This window comes from Cytobacillus gottheilii, assembly GCF_900166665.1.
Classification (GTDB): domain Bacteria; phylum Bacillota; class Bacilli; order Bacillales; family Cytobacillaceae; genus Cytobacillus; species Cytobacillus gottheilii_A.
Genome location: NZ_LT800494.1, coordinates 1,831,592 through 1,857,463 on the forward strand (window position 1 = coordinate 1,831,592; position 25,872 = coordinate 1,857,463).

The 25,872-nt window shown below is 35.8% G+C and carries 22 protein-coding genes; 4 read left to right on the top strand and 18 right to left on the bottom strand.

Annotated features, from left to right (window positions below):
- Positions 1-230: 230 nt before the first annotated feature.
- From mntR to B7E07_RS08960, 4 genes are all read left to right on the top strand, one after another.
- Entirely contained in the window at positions 231-653 is a 423-nt protein-coding gene (gene mntR, locus B7E07_RS08945) for a transcriptional regulator MntR (RefSeq protein ID WP_066444398.1), read from the top strand.
- Positions 654-750: 97 nt separating this feature from the next.
- Positions 751-1,314, top strand: coding sequence for a sugar O-acetyltransferase (locus tag B7E07_RS08950; RefSeq protein ID WP_080845531.1), 564 nt, complete (start codon positions 751-753; stop codon positions 1,312-1,314).
- A 472-nt stretch (positions 1,315-1,786) separates the two neighbouring features.
- Positions 1,787-2,497 (top strand): class I SAM-dependent methyltransferase, encoded by a 711-nt coding sequence (locus B7E07_RS08955; protein WP_080845532.1) that lies wholly within the window; start codon positions 1,787-1,789, stop codon positions 2,495-2,497.
- Complete coding sequence (locus B7E07_RS08960) at positions 2,478-3,173, top strand: AIM24 family protein (RefSeq protein ID WP_080845533.1); 696 nt, start codon at positions 2,478-2,480, stop codon at positions 3,171-3,173. Before B7E07_RS08955 ends, B7E07_RS08960 begins: the two co-directional genes overlap by 20 nt.
- A gap of 8 nt (positions 3,174-3,181) precedes the next feature.
- Here the strand turns inward: B7E07_RS08960 and B7E07_RS08965 are convergent, their stop codons facing one another.
- From B7E07_RS08965 to B7E07_RS09040, 18 genes are all read right to left on the bottom strand, one after another.
- Positions 3,182-4,804, bottom strand: a complete 1,623-nt coding sequence (locus B7E07_RS08965; protein ID WP_080845534.1) for a recombinase family protein — start codon at positions 4,802-4,804, stop codon at positions 3,182-3,184.
- A gap of 323 nt (positions 4,805-5,127) precedes the next feature.
- Complete coding sequence (locus B7E07_RS08970; RefSeq protein ID WP_176215137.1) at positions 5,128-6,126, bottom strand: peptidoglycan recognition protein family protein; 999 nt, start codon at positions 6,124-6,126, stop codon at positions 5,128-5,130.
- Between the two features lie 58 nt (positions 6,127-6,184).
- Positions 6,185-6,415: a phage holin gene (locus B7E07_RS08975; protein ID WP_080845536.1), complete on the bottom strand. Its 231-nt coding sequence runs from the start codon at positions 6,413-6,415 to the stop codon at positions 6,185-6,187.
- A 19-nt stretch (positions 6,416-6,434) separates the two neighbouring features.
- Positions 6,435-6,806, bottom strand: coding sequence for a hypothetical protein (locus B7E07_RS08980; RefSeq protein ID WP_080845537.1), 372 nt, complete (start codon positions 6,804-6,806; stop codon positions 6,435-6,437).
- 302 nt (positions 6,807-7,108) lie between these two features.
- Positions 7,109-7,261, bottom strand: a complete 153-nt coding sequence (locus tag B7E07_RS23595) for a hypothetical protein (protein ID WP_176215138.1) — start codon at positions 7,259-7,261, stop codon at positions 7,109-7,111.
- An 88-nt stretch (positions 7,262-7,349) separates the two neighbouring features.
- Positions 7,350-10,178 (bottom strand): polysaccharide deacetylase family protein, encoded by a 2,829-nt coding sequence (locus B7E07_RS08985; RefSeq protein WP_080845538.1) that lies wholly within the window; start codon positions 10,176-10,178, stop codon positions 7,350-7,352.
- A gap of 31 nt (positions 10,179-10,209) precedes the next feature.
- Positions 10,210-11,700 (bottom strand): hypothetical protein, encoded by a 1,491-nt coding sequence (locus B7E07_RS08990; RefSeq protein ID WP_080845539.1) that lies wholly within the window; start codon positions 11,698-11,700, stop codon positions 10,210-10,212.
- A 43-nt stretch (positions 11,701-11,743) separates the two neighbouring features.
- Positions 11,744-11,881 (bottom strand): hypothetical protein, encoded by a 138-nt coding sequence (locus B7E07_RS23600; RefSeq protein ID WP_176215139.1) that lies wholly within the window; start codon positions 11,879-11,881, stop codon positions 11,744-11,746.
- Between the two features lie 3 nt (positions 11,882-11,884).
- Positions 11,885-12,214, bottom strand: coding sequence for a hypothetical protein (locus tag B7E07_RS08995; RefSeq protein WP_080845540.1), 330 nt, complete (start codon positions 12,212-12,214; stop codon positions 11,885-11,887).
- Between the two features lie 9 nt (positions 12,215-12,223).
- Positions 12,224-16,465 carry a DUF7359 domain-containing protein gene (locus B7E07_RS09000; protein WP_080845541.1) on the bottom strand — a complete coding sequence of 1,414 codons (4,242 nt, stop codon included), beginning with the start codon at positions 16,463-16,465 and terminating at the stop codon, positions 12,224-12,226.
- A gap of 12 nt (positions 16,466-16,477) precedes the next feature.
- Complete coding sequence (locus B7E07_RS09005; protein WP_080845542.1) at positions 16,478-17,236, bottom strand: phage tail domain-containing protein; 759 nt, start codon at positions 17,234-17,236, stop codon at positions 16,478-16,480.
- Positions 17,237-17,295: 59 nt separating this feature from the next.
- Positions 17,296-21,546, bottom strand: coding sequence for a phage tail tip lysozyme (locus tag B7E07_RS09010; protein WP_139785599.1), 4,251 nt, complete (start codon positions 21,544-21,546; stop codon positions 17,296-17,298).
- Between the two features lie 249 nt (positions 21,547-21,795).
- Positions 21,796-22,065 carry a phage tail tape measure protein gene (locus B7E07_RS09015; RefSeq protein ID WP_080845544.1) on the bottom strand — a complete coding sequence of 90 codons (270 nt, stop codon included), beginning with the start codon at positions 22,063-22,065 and terminating at the stop codon, positions 21,796-21,798.
- A 185-nt stretch (positions 22,066-22,250) separates the two neighbouring features.
- On the bottom strand, positions 22,251-22,454 hold the full coding sequence (locus tag B7E07_RS23905; RefSeq protein ID WP_218970405.1) for a hypothetical protein: 204 nt from the start codon (positions 22,452-22,454) through the stop codon (positions 22,251-22,253).
- A 265-nt stretch (positions 22,455-22,719) separates the two neighbouring features.
- Positions 22,720-24,153, bottom strand: a complete 1,434-nt coding sequence (locus tag B7E07_RS09025; protein WP_080845546.1) for a phage tail tape measure protein — start codon at positions 24,151-24,153, stop codon at positions 22,720-22,722.
- 51 nt (positions 24,154-24,204) lie between these two features.
- Positions 24,205-24,870 carry a hypothetical protein gene (locus B7E07_RS09030; protein WP_080845547.1) on the bottom strand — a complete coding sequence of 222 codons (666 nt, stop codon included), beginning with the start codon at positions 24,868-24,870 and terminating at the stop codon, positions 24,205-24,207.
- A gap of 120 nt (positions 24,871-24,990) precedes the next feature.
- Positions 24,991-25,578, bottom strand: a complete 588-nt coding sequence (locus tag B7E07_RS09035; RefSeq protein ID WP_080845548.1) for a nucleotidyltransferase — start codon at positions 25,576-25,578, stop codon at positions 24,991-24,993.
- A 21-nt stretch (positions 25,579-25,599) separates the two neighbouring features.
- A complete protein-coding gene (locus B7E07_RS09040; RefSeq protein ID WP_218970406.1) occupies positions 25,600-25,797 on the bottom strand; it encodes a hypothetical protein in 198 nt (65 codons plus the stop codon).
- Between the last annotated feature and the right edge of the window lie 75 nt (positions 25,798-25,872).

Consider the following 25,872-nt stretch of genomic DNA (forward strand, 5'->3'; position numbering starts at 1 on the left):
AAGCTTGTCTGTTATCACCATCTTGTAGTAAACTTTTTAAAGGCAATTGTTATATTTGCCATACATCTTATTCTGATGATTGCATTAAAAATGATTGAAATGGCTTAGTGTGTATAATTACATCGAGCTACAAATATAAATGAGAAATAGACAAGTTATTTCAGCGTCCAGTATCTCAGGAATGACGGTACTAATCATGGCGCTAGCGTTTTTCTTTTAGGAGGTACCCTATGCCAACACCGAGTATGGAAGATTATATTGAGCAAATATATATCTTAATTGAAGATAAAGGATATGCCCGTGTATCCGATATAGCAGAAGCGTTATCCGTTCATCCATCGTCTGTTACCAAGATGGTTCAGAAATTGGATAAAGATGAATATTTAGTATATGAAAAGTATAGAGGTCTCGTTTTAACAGCAAAAGGCAAAAAAATTGGCAAGCGGTTAGTGTACAGGCATGAATTACTTGAACAGCTTCTCAAAATCATCGGTGTGAAAGACGAAAATATCTATCAGGATGTTGAAGGAATTGAACACCATTTAAGCTGGGACGCAATAGACCGCATTGGGGATCTCGTCCAATATTTTGAAGAAGATGAAAATCGAATAAATGCACTAAGAATTGTTCAAAAAAATAATGAAAATGCATAAAAATTGAAAAATGCACAGAACCCTTGTGTATTTTTTTATTTTAATCATTTGAGAAAAGGCTTACAATTGAAACAAATAAAAGGGAGTGGTTGAGAAGATGCGAACAGAAAAAGAGAAAATGTTGGCTGGGGAAATGTATGACCCATTTGATCCTGAATTGCTGCATGCCCGTACAGAGGCCCGAAAAAAGGTGCGTCTTTATAATCTTTCATTAGAATTTGAGCATGAAGAAAGAATGCTCATGTTAAAAGAATTGCTAGGTTCTACAGGAGAGAATTTGTATATGGAACCCAATATTCGCTTTGATTATGGCAGCAATACGCATGTTGGCGAAAACTTTTTTGCTAATTTTGATTGTGTCATTCTTGATGTTTGTGAGGTCAAAATTGGTGATAACTGCATGATGGCACCTGGTGTACATATTTATACGGCCACACATCCTCTTGATCCAGCTGAAAGGAACTCGGGCAAAGAATACGGCAAACCAGTAACAATCGGCAATAATGTGTGGATAGGCGGAGGAGCGATCATCAATCCTGGCGTAACAATTGGAGACAACGCTGTCATCGCATCTGGTGCGGTTGTTACAAAACATGTTCCTTCCAATACTGTCGTTGGAGGAAATCCTGCAGTAATAATTAAACAGTTGGATTTATCATGAAAAAGAGGGTGGGACATAAGTATTTAACACAACCACAGAACCGAATGATTAGGAAGTGAATCTTTCTAACCATTCGGTTTTTTATTTGTTTAACATTTAATTTTTTAAACATGAGTGAATTGGAACGGAGGACCCTCGACTCCTATGGGCAATAGAGGATAAGCTGAGACTTTGCTCCGAGGAGGCTCAGCTTCCTCCCCATGGAAAGCGAGAGTCCGGAACACAGATGGAACGGACTTGTGTAAACACGTAAACCTTGAAAATGAACATTCGTGTTTTAGTAATAGTAGTTTCGTTTTGTCCCAGCTCTTTTTATTATGCTGTTTATTTTTACCTTATAAGGGCTAATGATTAAATAAATAGTTTTATATCAGACATAGATAGGATTGTTATGAATAAGTCTAGAATGTACATAGGATGAAACTTTTGAGCAGGAATATCGTATATAAATGGGAAGATGGTGAGAAATGATATGAAAAAATGGAGCGAAGAGTCAGAGAAACAGTGGAATAGACGATCTTCCACCTGGCATGCAAGCAGCAAAACGATGTGGGAAGAAGGCAGCCGAAAAGATATTATCCCCTTTTTTTGCGAATCGGTGCCTGAATTTTCAAAAGTGTGTGATCTCGGCTGCGGAGATGGATTTGGTTCGTTGAAACTAGCAGAAAAAGGCTATGAAGTGACAGGCTATGACGTCTCAGAAGAAATGATACATAGAGCAAAAGAAACAAATAAACAAAATCACGCTCAATTCATTAAAGGTGATATCACTGAGCTGCAATTACCAGAAAATTCATATGATGCCGTCATCGCAATTAATTCGCTGGAATGGACTGAGGATCCATTGCGGGTTTTAATGCATATCAAACATATGGTAAAGCGTGGAGGTTATGCTTGTGTTGGTGTATTAGGACCAACAGCAGGCCCGAGAAACAGCAGTTTTCGAAGATTGTATGGCGATCAGGTGATCTGCAATACTATGATGCCCTGGGAATTTGAAGCCTTAGCTCAGGAAAATGGATGGGAAAAAGCTGCGGAACTGCCTGTGTATAAAAAAGCAGCAGATCAGGTACCCAAGGGTTCACTTCCAGTCGAACTTAAGCAGGCACTTTCTTTCATGTGGGTGTTTATGCTTAAAAATAGAAAAGAGGAGGAAATTGAAAATGAGCAGATATTCGATTGACGAATTTGTAAATCAAACAAAGCAAGAGGACAAAGGGGAAGGTTTGTTTGAATTAGAGACCCCTAGAATGCTGGAAATCAACTTATCCAATCAAATTTGGGCAAAATCGGGTGCGATGATTTCTTATCGGGGTCAAATTAAATTTGAGCGTGAAGGTATTCTAGAGCACGGATTAGGAAAAATGTTTAAAAAAGCGTTAACAGGTGAAGGAACTTCTTTAATGAAGGCAACTGGGAACGGAAAATTGTATTTAGCCGATCAAGGAAAAAAGATCTCAATATTACAACTCAATGGCGAATCTATTTTTGTCAATGGGAATGATTTGCTCGCTTTTGAACCATCAATTGACTGGGATATTAAATTGATGAGAAAAATTGCGGGAATGATGAGCGGAGGTTTATTTAATGTCCGTCTTGAAGGTGCAGGGATGGTGGCTATTACCTCTCATTATGAGCCATTAACATTGCTTGTCACGCCGGATAATCCTGTTTATACAGATCCGAACGCCACAGTCGCTTGGTCTGGAAATCTTCAGCCGGAATTTGTTACAGATGTATCCTTTAAAACATTCATCGGCAGAGGAAGCGGAGAATCGATTCAAATGAAGTTCGAAGGAAACGGATTTGTTGTGGTGCAGCCGTTCGAGGAAGTTTACTTAGGGGAACAACAAAAATAAGCTCCCCTTTAATTGTCTTTAAAATAACGTTTATTAAACACAACATCAATATTAAACTTAGCGTCTTCTGCTCGATTACCTTTATCAATTATACCAACTGTTACATCATCAAAAACATTTTTTAATATTTGATTACACAGTTTAAAGTTTTTATCCTCTGATGCAGACTTATATATTTCATAGGCATTCAGAAGCAAACTAGAAAAGTCTTTAAGTGTTATTTTTAAATTATCCTCATTGTTATTAGCAGGTAGGGATGAGCTTTGTACGGATTTAATTTTCTTTATTTCATCCTCAAGCTTATCTCTTCTTTTTATAAATTCATTATCATCATAGATACCTGACTCATATTTCTCATAAACAAAATCTAATCTGTTTTGCAAGGCTTTCAGTTCTTTTTCAGTGTTAGTGCTTATCACATCATACACTTCAATATTATTATCACTCTCACTAAAAATTGAGTCATATAGCTTACGGTACTGTTCTATATCTATATTTGAAAATTGATACATAGCTTCAACTAATGCTTCTTCTACACTTCTGTATTCGAGACTGCCACAATCATTAGTGTAATAGTTTGAGCATCTTACTCGCTCAACGTACCTTGTTGATATTTCACCGTTCTTCTTTTTCCAATGACGAGTATATAAATTAGCAGTCATTTTATATCCACATGCTGCACATCTAACAATACCTGTCAATTCCTTCTCTTCTTGATTTTCATTTAGCGAAGGTTTCTTTTTAACACTCTTCATTTTTGATTGAGTAGTTTCCCATAGTTCTTCAGATACGATAGCTTCATGAGCTTCTTTAACAATAATATGCTCATCTTCGGGTCTTGCTGTTTTCTTACCGTTTTTACTCTGAGTCGTTCTGTAGCGAATTTCTCCTTTGTAAACTGGGTTCGTTAATATGTTTTTGACAGCACCAATTGTCCAAGTAGACTTGCCACTTGCTGTTTTTATGCCCATCTTAGAAAGGTAAGTGGATATGGATCTGATTCCCTTCGGTCTGCCACCGTTTAATCCATTGTTGTAAAGTTCATAAATCAAGCGAACAATTTTTGCTTTCTCTTCATTAGGAATAAGTATCATTTTCTGTTCATCAACGTCATATCCATAGGCTGAATTTCCACCCATAAACTTTCCTTGCATTGAATAGGTATGCTTTGCTCCAATCATTCTTGAACGAATGCTCTCAAACTCTTCACGAGATAAAAACATTTCGAAGCGTATTTGCCTTAAGTCACTTTCATTTTTAGGATCATAAATTTTATAAGGAGTTATAATATAGATTCGATGCTCTATTATTAGATCATAAATTACACCCATATCACTCATTGAACCACGACCAAGACGAGAAATCTCTTTCACTGCTATTGCATCATAAATTCCATTTTTTAATTCATTGATAATCTCCTGAAACACTGGTCTAGTAGATATTTTATCTCCACTGCCTATTTCCTGTTTCTGGGTATATGGAATTCCCATACCATCCAAAACATTTGTCATTAAAGCTTTTTGTTCCGATAGAGTATCTTCTCCGGTTCTTTTTTCTCTCTCTTCGTCTTTTCTTGATCTTCTAAGATAATTGATGATTTTAGTAAATGCGACTTCGCTTTTATGGTTCATAAAGGTCTCCTTTGTGTATAATAGTTTTGCTAGTTATTATACAACAAAAGATTTAAGTTGTGGTAGGGTAAAATGATAGGAAAGATAGGAGGGGTTGAGGGAAGGGTAAATGGTAGTTAATATTTATACGAAATTACATCAAAATATACAATAATATGCGTCATTTATTCACTCTTTATACACTAATTTCACTATAAAATTTGTCTTTTAATCGAAGTATAATGAAAGAAACTTAGGGTAAGATATAATTACACCATTGAACTCACATCCAATGGAAACAGAAGAGAGACAACCTCTCTATTTCGTCTCTCTTCTATCAAATGTTAATTGATTTGTGATATAGAACCATCGCTATTAACTGTTACAGATTGTACCTCTAATTGAGCATTTTGTGCCATTTTACCATTAGGATTAAAGAAATACCATTTACCATCTACGCACAACCAACCAGTAATCATAACTCCACTACGATGCAAATAGTACGATGTATTTTTATGCTTCAGCCATCCAGTTTTCATGCTGCCATCATTGTCAAAGAAGTACCACTGACCATCAATTACTTTCCAACCTACAACCATATCTCCAGAAGGATTCAGATAATACCATTTACTCTTATCTTTTACCCAACCAGTTTGCATTGTTCCATTAGCAGCTAAGAAGTACCATTTTCCTTTGTCTTTAATCCAACCTGTAGCCATTTCAGGTTTTAAATAATACCACATGCTTTTATCTTTATGCCAACCAGTCTTTGCTACATTGTTGGCATAATAGAACCATGTGCTATTCTCTTTTAACCATCCATTTTTCTTAGCGGTAGCAATAAATTTACCTGCGACAACATCTTTATAACTCCAGTTGTCACCCGGACAATTTTTCCAAGAGTATCCCGGACATTCTTGGTGTCCTAGTATACGAGTTAACTTAGGTAAGGCTCTTTGTAGTTCTTTAATCAGTAAGTAGAGGGAGAGTATCTGTGCATCTGTAGGTTTTTCTTTACCTTTGCGAAAATCACCAGCTACACAGATTCCAATGGAACGAGTATTAGTATTGCCAGCATGGTAAGTTCTGCGGTCTAAATCATCTGTTTGCCAAATAGTCCCCTCCCATGTGATAACAAAAGGGTATGCGCACCCATGCCAACCGTTTTTATCAATGTGTGTATTTGCAAATGCTTGTGGAGTAGATCCTGCTAATTTCATTGCAGTTAGAGAGTGATGAATTACAATTGTATCTTTACATGCTGTACCAACATAGGGATAACGACCATTACGTCTGATAGTATTTCTTATATCTTTGTACTTTGGCAAATCTTTAATAGCCAATTTGATCATCTCCTTGTAAAATAAAAAAAGACTGCCCAAGAGGACAGTCCATGTAGTATTACTTATTATTAAGTTCTTTTAACACTTCATCTGCTTTTTGTGCATTCCGGCTAAAACTATTGTTCTTCCACCAACTCCAAATTGACGCTACTACTGTAAATAATGCCGACACTCCTTGCTCAACCTGTGCATCATCAAACGGCAGGGGAGATAAACCTGACATTACTAACACCTGATTGAGTAAAGCAACAGCCAATACGATTGTACGAATTAATACCATTTTATCCATTATGTATTCCTCCTTGAATTTAAATTCCAGTGATTAACTTAGCAACATCTACACCAGCAATTGATGCTCCAGAAAGAATTAAAATTATAATCAAAATGATTTTGATAATCTTTCCAAATCCGTCACTAAGAAAAGATTGATACCAAGTTGTATGTAATTTTGAACTATCTTGTACTTCTTGACGTAATCCGGCAATATCATTGTTAACTTGAGTAAATTGTCTTTCTTGATTTCTTAATATTTCAGTTTGTTGAATTGAATTCTCTTTTAGAGAATCGATTACATCTCTAAAGTATTTATTATTTTCTTTGGCTTCTTCTTTAATTTCCTTGATGTCTTCTTCAATATGTTCAATTCTTACATTTAGGGCATCAGTGCTAACCTGATTCATAATAAACACTCCTAGTTATTAATTTATTTAACAATTGAAAATAACCACCTCCTAACGTATAATTAAGTTGTGGTATTAACCATAAGAAAAGACACTATCGCTCTTAGTAGGGGAGATAGTGTCTTTTTTGTTTTGCTTAAGTTTAGACATAATAAAAAAGTTTGTGAAAAGTTAGCTTTTAACCCCCTTGATATATAAGGGTTTCTATCTGAATTTCACAAACTTTTTCTTATTTTTTCCAATAAAATGACTGTTTCATTGTTCAAACAAAAGAAAAAGACACTCGATATTTTAGAGTGTCTTTATACATCATATAGGGCATGTAGCTTTCTACGAGCTTCTTTTTCTTCATCTGCAGTTAATTCTTCGTCATCTAATTTAAATTCATAATGTTGAACCAAGATGCCGTACAACTCGCCTTCTTCAATGCCACAACGCTTTAATAATTCTTCCAAATCAGCCACCTCCATATTTGTTAATTTATTTTATGAAGATGGCTGATTGTCTTATAACAATTACCGCGCAATTTCCTCCAATTGACTATTAACCAAATACAGAATCATATAAGAATTTTAGATGTTCTGCTACAGTTTTTTCTCTTGGGGTTTCCGTTACAAGTGCATTTTTGAGTTTAATATAACTTGTAGTGTCTGGGAATGTGTTAAAAACAGTGTAGTCCTCAATGTAAATCTTACACTCAAAATCACTTGTCGTATTCCATGAAACTTTGGAAACATTTCTAAAGCCATTTACCATTACAAGGTCGTTACTTATCTGATCTCCACTTGTTGAAGAATATATTGCCCATTTGCCTGATGCGCTTTTCTTTATATAAAGGTTTGTGAAGGATGTTCCCATTGTTTGACGAAGTTCTATCCTTAGTCCAGTATTTTTCAGTACTGCATAATTAGGGTCATTTTTATCAATAGAACCACGTAGAATAGTGACAGGCTTTTTCATTACATAGTTATCTTCAGTTAATTCAAACACTGATTTATTAAGAGATTTATTCTTTGTAAACTCAGTTACGGAGAAGTTTTCGATAGGATAGTATGTGCTCCCGGAAGGAACAGCATCAAGTACCGAATAGTCTTTTATTGTAATCAATGCTTTCATCTTTCGTGCGCTTAAATATCCGCCCTCGCTCATTGTTTGCTGACCGTTTTTTAAAGGTATTGCGTAAGATACTGAATCACCAGTAAGAGCATCAAAGAAGTACCATTTGTTATCGGCTAATTTTTTCAAGAATAGACTTCCTGTGCTTGTTCCTGTGGTATATATTACCTCACAACGGAAACCACTATTTTTAATTGGATCATTTACAGGTAGATTAGATAAATATCCTAATGGTACAGGAATATTGGAGAGATAGGATAAACGCAAATCTTCTGGAACAAGTTTAGAGAGAATGTATTCACCCATCTTCTTCTGACCGTATTCATTCGGATGATCAGCATCTAAAAAGTAACCGTCCGTTTCTTCCCATGATTTCCAAACATTTTCAGCAACATTGATGTAACCATATCCATAAGAATCAGTAAGCTCCTTATATACGATGGGAAGTTTATAAAATTCTGTGCTGTTTCGGATATTCGGCGATGTTAGGTTGATAATGACATCAGGTCTACTAGCTTTAATAATCTCAATACCTGCCTGTATATAGCCTTTTATTGCATCTACCGTATCGTTGTTATCGTTGATACCTAAACAAATGTCAACTATAGTAGTTGCACCAGTTCCAGGTATTCTAGATATTAGATCGATGGCTTGAGGATAGCCAGGTTGTACCGAAGTATCGCTATTACCCCAGTGTTTTGCTCTCAACCCACTTCTTGCAGAAAGATACGTTGTGGCATTCAATGCCTGTAAAACAGGGGAGACCATCTCATAAATATAAGAACCGTTACTTGCTCTAGTACTATCTCCGACCATTATATAATTTACATCAGATAACCTATCCTTTGCAGTTCTCAAAAGGTTGCTTATTTTTGAGTTAGTAAAAGTTGGAGTATTTGTGTCGATATATGTTCCTAATTGAGTTCCAGCCACATTGAATTCTCCGTTCGGAGTTATGAGTGCTTTACCATTGATTTCAAGCTTGTTTGCTCTTAATGCATAGGCATCAGAAGCACTTAGAATTTTAACTCCTAACCCTTTAATATAGTCAATTATTTGTGATAATAGTGTATCTTGTTGGGCATCTTGAGCATAAACGTGAAGCATAAATACTAACCATGTTTTCTTACTTACACAAGTATCAACAATGGCTTTATAGTAGTCAAAATCGTGAACCTCAGCATCTTCGAAATTTGATCCGAACGGAATTCTCTTTATGCCGTACGTAGTTAATTCTCCGGGAAGATTTTGCCCTACGTTATCAAAGGCACATTTCGCATATTTTTTCGTGATCGCAAATCCCGGATCAGATTGTCCTTTAGGGTATACAAATATATCGTGAGTATATCCGTTGTTGTATAAATCCTCTCGCCCTTTCTTGATTTGTCTTTCCCATTCTTCAGCCCCTACTTCAAGATAAGCAGCGTGACCAGAGTTGTGATTTATAATTTCATGACCGTTATCGTGCATCTCTTTGATTTGTGTTGCTGTCATGTAATTATTCATTCCCACGTAATCGCTACAAATTGCAGCAACAAGAGGAGCTCCTTTTTCTTGGAATATCGGAAATAGTCTGGAATATACTTCACTTCTACCATCATCATCGATAAAAGTTACAATTGGTTCTTCAGCATTACCACTATAAAAGTTAATGCTATCTACATTAGGCAGTCCTTTGTTACTGTAACTATCACTTTTAATTACTTTCTGCGAAGTTTGTGTCAATTGCGTGGTAAACTCAGTGTTCTTTTCATTTAAAATTCCAATTTCATTTTGAATTTCTGGTAAACGTGATACTTCATGTGAAACTTCAGTTAGTCTTGAATCAAATTGAACCGCATCAACTTGAGATAAGCGTTCAGTTTCAGATGAAACATTATCAACTAAATCCTGAAGCGATGTTTCAACGTCTTGACCACCTTCCAGCCAAACACGCTCGGAAGGGAAGGAGACATAACCTGTGCCATAGTATTCATTATCAATTAGTTGTCCTTCTCTGCTTGAATGAAAATAGACAATGCCTGTAGAATAATCGACTCTGAATTGGTTTTCTTCTATAGTGGTAAGTTCGGTTTCTTCAAGAGGGTTTCCTTCATAGAATACTTTCAAAGCATCTTTAAAACTTGGAATCTCCCTAAGTGTTATCTTGTTATTTCTAACTTTAAATGATTCCTTCCTAAGTAGAAAAGGGTCATCCTCAGTTCCTTTTCTCTTATATATGTAAGCAGGGTCTACATTCGGAAAATAAAAAGCCATATATTCACATCCTTTTTAGTCAATAAATTTATTAACCATCTTGCCAAATTTTCACTACTCTGAGGTAAGCAGCTCCTTCAATTCCCGATTTAGACATTTGTAAATAAAACTGATGTTCAGCCATCGTAGGAGTTCCTAGGTCTATAGTTATTTTTAATTCTTCACCATAGAAGGGAGTAGAGTTACTAAAAGTAGTTTCATAGTAGTTAGAAGTCTCTGAACCTCGTCTAAGTCTTAGTTTTCCAATTACACCACTGTCGCTGACTTTATGTGCTAAATTGAGTTTTAAATATCTTCCAGTATGTCTAAAGCTATAAAAGTTAGCAGATGCCCAAGTTTCAGAAGTTGTTTTACAATAAATTCCGTCTAGTTCAATGGGTGCTTCCATGAATGGAGGGTAGGCTGGTTGAACGTTATATTCAAAACTTGCAATACCATTATCAATTAACTTTGCTCCGTCAGGTCGTTCAATCGTAAAAGCTCCACCTTTAGCATAGAATCCATCCTGATTCATTCTTGCAAATTTACTAGGATCGCTTGTGTAAGCTGTAATTCCGTTTTCATCCATCTTTACGCTTGTAGGTAGCGAACCTTCTAAATTTAAATTTGCAGCACTTATGGCTTCTGAAACTTTTGCATAAGTTTCATCATCTAAGTCATTGATTGTAATTTGACCAGTTAAATCAATTCTTTTACCAGATATCATAACGCCTTCTGGAGTCAGTTCGATTAAGGCAATTAACTTTTCACCATTGAAGTCTTCTGAGTCTACTTTTAAAGTCAGCCTACCTTCAACTGACTCGATATTTTCTTCAAATCCACTGATGCGACTATCGAAATCGTTAATACGATCCTTGAGGGAAGGGTAGGTAGTACCTTTACCATCGTCCATAGCGTCTTCAACTTCTTTTTGATTTGCATCTATGCGCCCTTTAAGGGAAGGATACTCTCTACCATTTAAATCAACTTGAGCGTTTTCCACATTCTCTTGATTGCTATCTAATCTATCCTTAGCAGTATTGAACACTTTACCATTTCTATCTATCCGTTGATCTACAACTTCAGAAGGTTGGGGAACAGAGCGAATAAGCTCATCGACTCTTGATTTCTGCTCTTCAGATAACCTGTCAACATCCTTGAGTTTATCTGATAGACTTGGAAATTTATTATCTTTAGTTAAGTAAATTCTTGAGTCAGGGAAGTAGTGAGCACCAGTTCCAGTGTAATTGTATGTTAATTGTTTCTTATCATGGATAGCATTAAAGTAAACTAAACCTTCAACATAGTTGACTATATATCCATTCTCAGGTATTTCTTCAACATTGCCGTCTAGAATCTCAAACCAATCAATTCCTTCACCAGTAACTTCAACCTCGTCAAAACGTTCAGGAACTTCTCTTAGTTGAGCTTTGGCTCCAACAATCATAGGACTTTCGGTTATTCTTTTTCTAGGGTCTTCTGGTGTTCCTTTACGGACTTTGAATACTACTGGGTCATTGTAAATATTTTGAGGAGAATCCACTTTTACGCCTCCTTATAATTAATTTTGAACAAAAATATAAGCCTTACTCGGCTTCCTGTTGAGGTGTTGCTAGAATTTGTTGAGCTTCTTTTGGAGTAATTAAGCCTTTATTTCCGTAGTTAGTTACTTGCTGTTCGCTTACTTTTCTAAAAACCCACATATTTAAAATAAACTGATACATTTATCATTCGCCTCCCATTGTTGTGAAAATATCTAATAAATCTACAATCGCCAATTCAGTTGCTCCTAATCTCTCTTTTAATTCTTCATTTTCTTTCTTTAATACTTCATTCTCATTAACATACAGACAATTGTTTGTTTGATCTAACAGTTTCATATCATCAGTAACCGTTTCTCCAATTTCTACATTGTCATCTAAAAGTAAAAAGGGAAGGTTAACCCCTCCCATAAATCCTGCTTCCCACGATATGTCTTTCTCTTTAACAGTAGGGGAGACAACCCCCTCAATTACATTTGTAACTTTACTTTCATTGTTATATAGGACTAATTTCAAAATTTTCACCTACCTAAAAGTAGCTTCAACCCAACACGATGTTTCCATGATGGAGTAAAATTGGCTGTCAGTAGAGTTAGCCCATAATCCAATTCCCTTAGCAGAGCCATCTGAGAATGCTGTTAGGAAAGATTGAGGGAGAGTAACCCATGCGCCTTCACCCCAACCTAATTCGATTCTTGCACTAGCAGAGGACATAGTTGGCTGTCCACTTGGTCTTGATGTGTAGTTATGATAGCGTACATAAATTGGAGTCTTAGAACTTCTACCACCTGAACTTCGCCTTTGAACCCAAACTCTCATGCTGTTAATTGTCTTACCTTGCAAAGCACTACTTAAGTTTGTACCAAAGTCAAAATAACCAGTTCGTTGTCCGTAACCATAGTTTCCAGTTTTTACTTGATTTAATTCCCAACCGTACATAGTTCCCCAGTTATGACCATTGCTGACACTCCATTGTCTCGTTTGAGTAGGAGGGGGGACTGTACCTTTAACTCCATTATCTACAGTTGCTCCATTGAGCGAGATTGTCCCACCAGAGTCCGTATAGGTGTCAGTCATTTGTCCTCCGGGATATGTTTGATAGATTATTACCCATGAGCCAAACTGAGCAACTACTCCTCTGCCATTGGCAAAACCCTTACAACCTTGTGCAAAACAATCTGAACGATATTGAGCAGCTATTACAAATTCACAGTCATAAGCTTCGCAATTGACCAAGTATAAATTTGTACCTTGTCTAGCAGCGAACCCTGCAATAGCTCGATTCTGACCATAAACCCAAACATTTTGGCAATATACATATGTACATGCAATTGCAGTAACACCGTTACCTTGATTATCAGCAGTGTAGTTAATCGTAAAGTCTCTTATGTACACTCTGTTTGTACAACTCACAGCCATAATTCGTCCGTTAATATAATTCCACCAATTCTGACCATCAATGATGATTTCACCAGAGCCAGTGATGCCGTTTAAATTCAAGTCACCGTAATAGTTTTGCCTAGTTCCAACAACTGGAGCTTTGCAGTATATAGTGACGACTCCGTTATTTACAGGAGGTATTAAATCTATAGCAGCTTGAATTGTTTGTTTAGGTGTACTTGCTGACAGACCATTATTACTGTCATTCCCATTAGGGTCAACGTATATATTCATATTGGATCTATTTATATTAGGAACAGTAGGGCTAAAGAAATCTCCACCTACTCTAAGGTTGTCAAATCCATGTTGCTGTCCATCAAGAATCATAATAGGGTCACCATTAGGATTTAAAACTTCCATTTTCCCATACTGGTCATCTATTCCACCTAGTCTTAATGTTCCTCCTTGAAGCCTATCGAACAACATTTGCCCAACTGTAATTAAATCTGCAGTGATTCCTTGAGCAGTAATAGCAGTACGATAAACACCGTCTTTACCAGTTGTACTTACACCTATACCGTAAGGAGTTAACTTCAATACAAAGTTAGAATTCTGTGGATCAACAAAGTAAATGTTTCCTTCAACATCTGATTCAACTGTTCCATCGGCATTGCTAAGGATATTATTTGCAAGGTTTATAGCACCTTCTAGCGAACTTGAAGGGACTTTTACATCTCCATCGGCAATAGCATTTTTAGCATTTTCCTCTGCTTCCGTAGCTTTCCATTCTGTGATATCATCAATTGCTTGTTCTAAGACAATGGATAGTTCTTTAAACTTTACTCGATACGATTCAAAGGCAGTGTCAACTTGTGCTTTTTCTTCGAGTGTTGTTTTCCCATCTGAAATTGCAATATTGATAGTATCAATTAAGTTTGTGTGAGCATCATCAAATAACAATTTATTTTCAATCAGTAACTCTTTAATGCTAGTTGTACGCAAATATTGATTAGATACCGTTGAGTCATATTTAGTATCTATATCTGCTTTTTCTGTCTGAAGGGAATTGATATAACTCGCAATTACTTTAGCTTCAGATTCTTCAATAATTCCATCTTTAAATGATGAATCTACGTATTCACCCAAACCATCTAACTGCTCGCTTACATCTTCAATATCTGCAATGAGTTCCGTTTTAGCATTGTCGGTATATTGTTTTGATATCTCAATGGAACGGTCATTCTTCCAGAAGTCTCCACTGTAAATATTTGATTTTCCAGTAATTGAATTAATCCAAATATCATTCTCATTAGGATTGTCATGAGGCTTTTCACCAACAGACATTTTTACACCATTTATTGTGCCCTTGAAATCCACATTAGTATTTGGCAAATATGGGTTATCACTTGATAGGGAAGAGGTAGCAATGTCCGATAATAAAATGCCGTCAGAGTTAATATCTTCATCTACGCTGCGATAAGCTTGAATTCCTAAAGTATAATATCGGTTAGAAGGGATGCTTTGGAATGTATATTGTCTTACTTCATTAAACACTCCAACTTTAGTTTCGTTAGTCATCTGCGAACCGAAAACATACTTTTCTCCAGTTGTGTCAGAGAATAGATAAAGAACAAAACCGTCAATGTTATCCTTATTTTTATTTGTCTCGGAGTAGTTAGGATAATCCCACTTGAGGCTTAAATTGATTGAGCCATTATCGTTTTCAACGTGAGAAATGTCCTTAACAATCGGGATAGTAGGAGTTTCTGAGATACGGTCATTTCTTAAATTGAAATTAGTGGTGATTTTATTCCAGTCAGTCTTCCTGTGGTTGTAGTCAGTATTGATTTTGTCTACAGTATAAAATGCTCGTTTTATTTGGTCTTTAACACTTAAGAGATTTCTAGTATTCGTGATACTTACATCTATGTTTGCACCATCAAAATCAAACACTAATTGCTCAACAGTTGATTCAATCCATATTCTTAACCTGTCGTGCTTTACCTTAATAATGTCGCCAATATTCAATTGATTCCAATTGTGCTGTTCTGATACAACTTGGAAAAAGTCAACAATACCCATTTTGACATTTATCGGAGGACTATTCACTATTTGCAAATGTTCCATACCTGCTTCATATAGGTCATTAGGGTCGATTTGGTTGTCGTCAGACCATTCTTCAACTTGGATGTATCCTGTTAATTCCTCTAAAAGCTCATCGCTTAAATGAGATTCCATCTTTAAATCAGTTTTTAAATTATTTATGTTATCATCTATAGATTGAATATCGCTTTCAATGTCGCTAACTGATGACTTTTGATTACTTATTTCGATTTCTTTTGCATCTCGTTGAGAGTTCAGTTCTGCTAAAGACTGTCCATTTTGACGAGCAATCTCAATATTATCTAAAATGATTTTTAGCTCATTATTTAACCTAGAGAGGGTGATATTAGCTTCAAATAATTCTTGCTGCTTTTCTGATTTATCTTTGAGTAATTCAGCAAATTCTCCTTTTCGGGAGGATACGTAAGCGTTATATTTAACAAGAGCTAGAGACAATTCATCACTCATAAAATCACTTGATTTTATAATTTCACCTTGCTCATTGACCTCGAAAGGGTAGAGGAAATATGAGAAGTCGTCTATGTATGACTGACCTGTAGGATTGACACTAGTAATAGTTAAGTTATCGTCTCCAGTTACAAATAATCTTGTAACTATTTGATCAGAATCAATTTCTTCTTCAATAGTGTCTAGATATTGTCCGTATGATGCCCAGAAGCCCTTATATTTTGAAACATCTTCTCTTTTATAAATATTAACCAGTTTATTCTCAGTATCAAAAAATACTACTCCACCAAATGTTTCAGCAATCTTATAAAGAAAATCAAGCTTTGTTACACTTGATTCGCTAAAACTTCTCATTTTAAAGTTAAATGATGGATCTATAAAGCCAACTTTCCAACCTGTTCCTTTTAAGCAGTCATTCGTCACTTGTAAGCAATTGTAGGAGGTAGCCTCATAGCCAATCATTTTTTGAAAACGCAATTGATATCCTAATGAATAGCACTGTACAGTAAACATATTTTCATCATTTGCTACTTTGTTGATCTTTGAAATGAAAAACCATTCTGTGATATTTCCAAACTTCATTTTTGTGAAATATTTTTCTTTAATTTCATCAATTATGGGATTAGGAACAAGCTTTCCACGTACATTAACCTGATAAGGGACAGAGAAGGATAGTTCATTTATTTTTCCAAAATTAAGTGTTAGCTTGCGATTACTAATATGCTTTAGTTTGCTTATAACGGTACGATTTTTATTCGGTTTTGCGAGTGATAAATCTATTTTTCTAGGTTTTTTGTTCTTGTCGAAATAACCCAAGCTAACACCTCCTTATGTAAATATGAATCTGTATCCAAACTTTATATTTGCATTCCCTTTGACAAGAAGTCTATTTCTACCATATGGAAGCTCTAATACTTCATCATTAAAATCATCGTGTCTGAATACGTCTGGTATGTTGGTTTCAATCCGTTCATTAATGCAGTCCATATATAGATTTTCATTGTCTTTAAGATTAGTAAATTTAGTAGAACGTCCGCCATTTGAATAATTTATAATTTCAATATCACCGTCACCAATTTTATTTATCCAAATTTCAGGAAAGAGGGAATAGTGACCAAGATTTTTAATTTCAACTTTTTTACTTCCCCTTACTTCATATAGAGGAGTTACTTTATCACGACTGTATGAACGGGGTGAGTCGCATTTCATGTTTAGAGTTAAGTATCCTTGCTTTAGTCCGTTATGTATTAATTGAATACTGTCAATTGGCATAGCATAAAAAACCCTGTCAATATTTTCACTGAATGATAATGGTTCGTAATAGCCTACATTTAACCATCTGATCACTTCGTCAATTTGATTATCGTTCCATGTTTCTAGGAATGAAAAGTGTAATTGAAAAGGGACTGCTTCTTCAGTTGTGTCAATAAAATAGGGGATAGGATTGCCACGTACAATTCTTTCGTTTACAGACTTAGCTGCAGTTATTGATTCATCAAATAAACCACCTGTAATACTGACATTGTATATGCCAAAATCTGTTGATTTTCTATTTGCAAAAGAGAAATATAGACTTTCTTTAATCAACTAAATTCACCTCCTAACAAAATAAAAGAGCCGATGGTTTACACCGACTCCTTGTATAATTAAGCTCTTAAATTACCACCCATTGCTCCAACGCCATTAAACACATCTTTGAAAGTCCTCTCAATAGTTATCTCTGCAACCTTTTCCATAGTAGACTTTAAGTTAGAGTCTCCATTAATGTTACCAATAGAAACATTCACATTAATTCCACCAGATTGACCTGCCCCTTGAAGAGTAGGCTGATTTATTCTAGGCATAGGAATATTAGGTACAATAGATGGAAGTTTCATATTCTTTAATGCATCCACAAGCTTAGTTGACATTTGCATAGATTGCAATAAAGGTTTTACGTCTTGTTTCTTTGTAATCAATTCACCTTCATGTACAACCATTGACTTACCTTGATTACCCCAATGAGGTAGTAGTCCGCCATTTCTCGCTTGAGCAACTTTAATAGGCTTGTATTCTTTTCCGTTCAGATAGCGATTAGCTTGATTAATTAAGTCAATTAGATTCTCACTCAAAGCCTTGCCAAGTAAATTCGTGTTGGATTTAATATTCGCATAATACTTATCAAGGTCTTTCTTAATCTGAGCAGTATTTGCATTGATGATATCAGAACGCATTTGAGCAAATTTACGCTCATCATTTACAAGATTCTCGTAGTCTGTTTCAATCTGTTCCTTTTGCTCATTTAGATTGTCGATACGGTCATTTCTTGCTTTTTCATCTTCCATATCGAATATAGACTCATCTTGTTCTTGAAGCTCCTTAGTTAATTCAGCAATGCGTTTCTTAGCCCAATCAGAATCATCTATAGACAACTCGGATATTTCGTCTAACAATTCTTGACGATCCTTTTGTGCATCCTTCAATCTCTTCGCATAGTCTGCTTCTTCGGCTTCCTCGTTGATGCCATTTATAATATCGTCAATTACCTTAATTGCTGCATTCTTTTGAGCTTCTGCAGCTTTCTTGTAAGAGTCGATAATTTGTTCAGCCATTGAAATACGCTCATCCATTAAGTTAGATTCCAAGGAGTACAATTCTTGATATCTGTCTACAAGTTTATCCTCTAATAATGCTTTCTGAGATGCAGTTAAATCCTTGTTGAGTTTAACTTGGTCTTCAAGGAATTTAATAGCTTGCTTTTCTTGTTCAACTTGTTTGGCTAGGATCGTTTCTTTCTGTTCTTGAGCCTTAATCCATTCATTAGATGTAGAAATTTCCTTACGTTGAATAAGGTCAATTTTAGCCAAATCATCAGCATAGTGATTCTTTACTCTGTCGAACGCAGCTAATTGTGAATCGATAATATCCATGAACACTTGTTGCATCTGTGACTCGATGGATAAGATATCTTGTTCAAGTTGTAAAAGTTCAGATTTAGCTTGGTCAACTGATTGTAACTGTTGAGCATAATCTCTAGATGCATCGGCAGAAGATTCAGTAGGAACATATGAGCCACCTGAGCCAGCAAACTGGTTTAAGTATTGATTAGCATATTGCTGACGTTGTGGAACATGAGTGCCTTCAGAACGTTCAAATAACTTATCAAACATTGCTGCCATTTGAGATGCAGAAGCGTTAGGATTAGATTTAATCCAGTTCATAGTACGTTTCTCAGTTGTTTGCAATTCTTGCCATAAGAAATCAAGTTGAGTAGACAGATTGCTAGAAGACGAACCTCTTGAACGTGCAAAAGAGTTTAAGGAATTCTTACGACCACCTAACCATTGAGCAATACCAAATGCACCGGATGAACGATTAAGCGCGTTAGGATTAAGGTTAGATTCCATACGTAAGTTACCCATGATACCAGCGACAATTGAATCAGAGAAACCTTTAGACTTAAAGAAATTCCAAATAGTTGCACCGTTTCCTCCACCAGTTGCTACAGATGATGTAGATGGGGAAGAGGAGGGAGCAGATTGCGTTATGATACCTGTTTGTTGAATCTTACCAGAGCTAATTTGTGCGTTAAGTGACTTGGCTTGATCCTGTAATAATTTCTTCTTTTGTTCTAAAAGTTTAAGCTCATTCTTTAGTGCTGATTGATACTCTTTTGAGTGCTGAGGAAACTTGGCTTGGATTGCTTCTTGGCGTTCGAGTTCTAAGTTGAGAGCTTCAAGTGCTGATTTGAATTTGTCGGATACGTAGATTGAGTTTTCGTATTCCTTGCTGAGTTTTTCGTTGGCTTTCTTAGCAGCTTCACTAGCCCTACCGTGATAATCGATTGCACTGGCAACTGCATCAATTTGTGCTTCAAAGTTAGGGAACTCTAGGTTGATGTCTTCTGTTAATTGTCGAGAACGTTGATGCGCTCTAGTTGCTAATTTTTCTTGCTCAAGAGTGTTAGCGTTATCTGCAAGTTCTTTAGACATCTCATTAAATCTACGTACAATTTCCTGTTGTGCTGCTAATTCTTGCTTAAGGATGTCAATACGTTTTTTAGCTTGCATAGCAGTAGTGACAGTTTTAGCTTGTTCAGTGGTGAGTGTGCCTTTTAGTAGGTCTTCGGTAGCTTTAAGTAAAATATCTTGTACTTTTATTTCTTGGTTTATTGCTTCGATATGTACTTCTTTTCCCTTAACTAGATGCGGGTACATGTCCGCAAGTTGGCTTGTTATATCTGCTAATTGCTCATTTTGTTCTTGACTGCGACCTTCCATTTGGGAAAGGAGCTGGTATGCTCCGATCAGTTCATAAGCAGAATCAACATGGTCGCTATTTAAACCGATTAAGCGTTCAATTACTGAAATTTTTTCCTCTTCAACATCAACTAGCTCTTCAGATGTATCGCTGTATATTAAAGTAGAACCTGTAGTTTCATCGACACCTGTCTTTAGCAAATTCATTATAGAAGTAACTTCGTTGCTCTTAATTCCAACCTTCGATAATTTATCTTCGTACTGATCCCAATCCGAGTTTCCATTCTTCATTGCATTAGACATTTCATTGAACACAGCTACAGCGTCGTGATTGTATTTAACCATTGTTTCAAGACGGTTAGTATCAAACAGATCGCCTGAAACGCTACGGATTTCTCCGACAGCACCTATGTAAGATTTAACTTGAGTTTCTACATCTTTGATACCTTTTTTAGAATCAAGCAGCTTGCTATTTTTATCAACTAAAGTATCAATATACTTTACATCTTCATCAGTTAAGCTAGATTGTACTCCATAGTATTCAGCATAAGATTTGCCTAGCTCTTGAAATAATCTTTTTCTTTCCTCTAATTTAGCTTCAATATCACGTCTTCCTATGACACTATTAGCCATATCTTCAAGTTGAGCACGTTCACGGAGACCAAATATAGGAGCAATACCTTGATAATCGCTATCCTGACGATTTTGTATCTCATCTAATTCATTTTGGGTATTTGAGATTTCTTTGTTTAAATCAGACAATTTTGATTGAAAGTTGGTAATAAAAGCTTCTGCATCAACTCTTGATAATTCTTTGATGTAACCTAACTCTTGACGAATAGCATCTGCAGAGCGTAAGTGCGCCTGACCTTTTTCATCAACCGACTCAGCGACACTTGGAAGCAGTTCGTAAAGCTTTTGTTGAGTTTGTAGATATTCGTCATCAGTTTCAGATAATGACCCCGATTTAACTTGATTGTCTAATTGTTCATACTTGGAAACCAATCCTTCAATTTGTGTTTCATTATCTTTATAGGATTTGGTTAAAGAATCAATTTCATCCTGTACAGCTTTTGTCTCTTGTCTGTTTTCTACAAATTTATTTGTTACATATGATATTCCAGCTCCTAATGCAGCAAATCCAGCAATAGGTAGTATCGCACGAGATAAAAATGTAAAGACTCCATTTGCAACAGTTCCCATTGTAGACATGGCTGCAGTTGTAGCACGTCCAGCAAGAGTTAAGTTGTACATTTGTTGTTGTAGTAATCTAGCACGACCAGTAGTAATTGTCATTGAGTCCCCAGTGCGAACTAAACTTGTTGATAGGAGACCATTTTGTACAATTGAATTTCGAGTATGGCTATTTAAAGCTAAAAATGCCCCACCTGCAATAGCAAAGAGGGGAGGGAGGATACCAACTGTATCAACAACTGTTGAAGTTGTATTTGTAAAGTCTGCCAAACCTTCACTGACTACAACAATTGCACTGCCTAAAAAACTTTCTTGCATTGTGGTAGCAAAAGCTGTCCATGAATTAGATAGTTGATTAAGTTTTGCTTGATAGCTATCTAAAAAAGCTTGGTTCTCATTGTATGCAGACCCTTCAGATTCGAGGGCAGATGTAGAAGCTTTCTGCGCTTCCTCAAACTGATCCATAAGCACGAGAAATCTGGAAAGCTGATATCTCAAATATCTGTTACTTTCACTCTTTATTAGAGTTACTGACCAACAAATGGGTTGGCGGCTAATCATTTCTGATTAGCTCTATACCTTCATGTCTTGCAGGTTATAAGTATAGATCGGACTGTACCTTCGCCCTCAGCTTATCTGTTAGGGTGGGTGATGGCAGTCTCTAGCAGTCCTTCTTTAAAGAAGTTTCTGTCGGTATTGTCCACCTCTGGATTTTCACCGATATACACCGTTGTTTTCTAACTGTTTCCAATTAGGCTGGCAGATAAAATTTTCACCAGCAATTTGCAATCCCAGATTCTGCTGTTGCTCTTTGGAAAGATATGACCACTTAGAGCTAAGGTTTGTCAAAATTTCCTCTACCCTTATCATTTCTCCAGCAGAGTTCTTAACATTAACACCAATCTCAGCCAGTCCATCAATAGCAGGCTGGATACTTGTTAGCCTAGAATAAATACTCTTTAGTGAATTCCCGATAATGCTCAATAATACCCCTGTTTTCACAGTATTTTATAGGGTTTAGACTATACCATCATCCCAGTAGGATGTCCTTATTATAGTCGTTGAACGTCCTTCTATTTTTATAGAAGTTTCGCTGCTGATTATCCAATTCAATTAATTTTCAAACATTCACGCATACCATTGCTAGTTACGTTGTAGTTTAATTGACTCTAAGGACTTTCCAGCAATTTAAAGGATACACCTGCTATTATTGCTAATAGAGGGGGCAAAAATTTACCACTTTCTCGGGTCACTTGTCCAATAGCTGTCGCAAATCCTAGTGTGTTTTCTAATGAAACTCCATAAACATTTGCAGCTCCGGCACTTTTCATTAGTGCAGTAGATAAATCTTGAGTTGTACAAAAATACCCCATCTTTCGATGTACTTTAACACTTGATATCAAGTGGGTTTAGACTATCTCATTATCCTTAGTAGAGATTATTAAGGATACTCAGCACTTCGAATGGCAGCTCATTGTCCATCCTACAATTAGTCGTTACACCTTCATGAATTATTAAATTCAAGCTTGGCACGGTATTGTCATATCCTTACGGACTTAGAGTTTCACCGTTAGCATCTTAAAAAGACACACCCATGAGCAATATGGTTCACTGAGTTATCACTAATACATTACTGTATTAGGCGACAAAAACTATCGCGAAATTGTTATCTACTTCGTTGAGGGCATTTATAACGTGCAAACTATCCTCAATCTCTAAATTTAAGCCCTTTACAGCAGCTGTAATAGTAGATGCTGAATCCTCGACTGACATATCAGAAATATTTCCTAATAAAGTCGCATACTCTGCCATCAATGTTAAATCTTGTCCACGGAAACCTTGGCGGCTGAAGGCTATAAAGCCCTCGTTAACTTGCTGGATTTTATTACCTAGTTCACTTGCCAGATTAATACTGTCTTGAAGAGTCTGGTTAATATCAATTTGACCATTAGAAACCCTCTCTAAAACTGTTAATTGAGAATCGATCTCAATTATTTGTTGAAGAGCATCCTTAAGTCCATTCAACGGCAAATAATAAGAAGACATCCCTATACTCCATAGGGGTATACGTTGCATCGCTATAGCTAACTGTTGTCCAAAAGAAACTACATGACTTGTAGCAGCCCGAACGTTTGCACCGACTTCTCTATAATTCATTGCCAGTTGTTGCATTTGCCTATTAAGATTTGGTGTTTGAGTAGTTAGACGGTTAACCACTTGTAAGTAAGTATTCAATGCTCTTGTGTCGTTCTCAGATAAGGAACTACCATATCTGCGTTGAAGATTTTGAACATTAATTTTAGCCTGTTGTTGATACAGTTTTAATTGATGTTCTAATTCCTTCGTTTTTTCTCTTGCTTTTGAGTTATTATCAACACGGCTCAAAGCTTGTGATATTCTATTTAGTTCTTTCTCTGTTTGAGCACCATTAATGGCGTTACTTAATCTAGATAGGGAGGAGTTAGTGACGATTCCAGCATTGTTTAATTGATTAAGTTTTTGTCTAACTCTTTCAATTGCAAGTTCTTGCTGTCTTAGATTCTCAACGGTTCTCTGACTAGTAACTTGATTATTTTGATCATAGTTGTATGTAGTATTTTTAAATCTGTCACCGTAATTAACTGAACCACCAGAAAAATTACCTTGTGCGTTTTGCTTAGTTACTTTCTTTTGCGCTTCGCCTAACTTGTTTACTTGGTCAATTAATTTACTAGTTTCTTGCGCTTGTTGCTGCGTAGCCTTAGTTTGTTGGTTGGTCTTTTTAATTTCTCGATCAATGATTTCACCACTTTTGAGATGCTGACGAATCTTCTCCTTTATTGTGCCGTCAGCTTCTTTGGTAACAGTTTTTTCTTCCTTTACAACTCGATTTAAATCTTGCGCTATTTTCTTGTGATTCTCCATAGCTTTAGATAAATCAGAAAGGCTTTTACTAATACGTTCATCCATTTGAACATTTATCTTTAATTTATTTACCTTCTTTTCAATACCTTTAATGGCTGTATTGATCTCACCTATGGTCGAACCAATGTTCAAAGTTCCTACTATGCGAATTTTTAATTGGTCATTCATAAAAGCACTCCTTTCTATGCAAAATAAAAAGGAGTGCCAAAATGACACTCCTTAACCGTTAGCGACTTTATTCTGTTGTTTAATTATAATATCCATGATTCCTTGCCAACGCTCTATATGATTTAATGCTGCTTTGACTTTACTACTATCTGTTGAGTATCCGTTCTTGTCAATCTGACCAGTGTAAGGGTCAACGTTCGATAAAAACTTAACTTTATAAGATGGGGAAGAGGTGTCTGCAATAGAAACCTTTAGTTGAATACTTCTTACTTTTGTTTCCTTAGTTTTGTTACCGGATAGACCTCCGATTATTGCTCCAATTCCACCTAAAGCAAAACCTCCAACTGCAGCACCTAATAACTGACTGCCTCTTTGAGTTTTATATATTGACTTATCATCAACAATTATCTCTGATTGAAAGACTTGATTTGCTTTATATTTATTATAATTATATTCAAAAGTACCATCATCATTGGTAAACTTCTTAGAAATAAACAGTATCTCGTTATTTTTCTCATCAAAAACTATACCATTCTGATAATCATTTGAAATGTACTTTTTGCAATCGTATATTTCTTTGCTTCTGAGATACGCATATAATTTATTTTGATTTGCAATCAATGTGTTTTTAATTTGTTTGTCATTGTCTTTACTAGACTGTCCATTGATTAGAAAGTAGGCAATAATAGCAACAGCTACAAGCATTAATACTTCCATATGATAGCACCACCCACAAAGGTATTTGCTACCAATTATATCACAATTCTGTCAAATTTATAATCCCTTATTTCCGCACAACGAAAAAGACCTCCAACGCTAGGGAAGGAGGTCTATAAATTATTCTTCTCCGGCTGCAACTGGCGCTTCTTCAAGTTTAGCAAGCCATTGAGATAGTACATTGGATTCTTTTGCAACTTCACAGGTTCTAAACATGTAGTCTACATCTAATCTGCTTATATTTGCTAATAATAACCTGAAACCCCAAATCTCATCTTCTTCATTATTATTTAGACAATGAGATCTTAGTCTATCCATTATTATATCTTCAATAGATATAATATTTATGTAAGTATCAGGACTAATTTGCAATCTAACAACTTTATCAGGGTCTCCGGCTAAAAAATTATCTGGAAATTCTACTGCAACTTCTATTTCTCTATGATAGAAGTGTCTTCCATCTTTTTCGAAGCCCACGTCTAATAATATTTCTGTTATTACTTGGAACCCATCAGCAACGAAATCTATGTCTCTAGTAGCATAGTCATTTTGCGTATAGATATCCACTGATAACCCACCAACAACTATAGGCTTTACACCTTTGGTTTCTAATAATGATGTTATTACCCCGGCAGTTTGAACCATAGCAACATACTTTTCTTGATCTTTTAAAGATAGTAGTTTATCTTTTGCTTCGTCTAGTTTCAAATAATACACCGTCACTATCTATTATTTTTTTGAAAACATAGAAAGAATCTTAGCTTCTGTAGGATGTTTAGGTCTTACTCTACCTTTAACAGTATTCTTAGACTTGGCAGTCTTCTCAAATTTAGACAAAACTGAGCCATACTTGGCATTATTAGATCTAACACTGCTCTCTAATTCAGCTAAAGTCATAATATCACCCTTTTTACGTTTTTTCATCATACACACTCCTCAACTGTTTGAGAAATGTATATGACTCTATTAATAGAATTATAACATAAAAGTTGAAAAGTGATA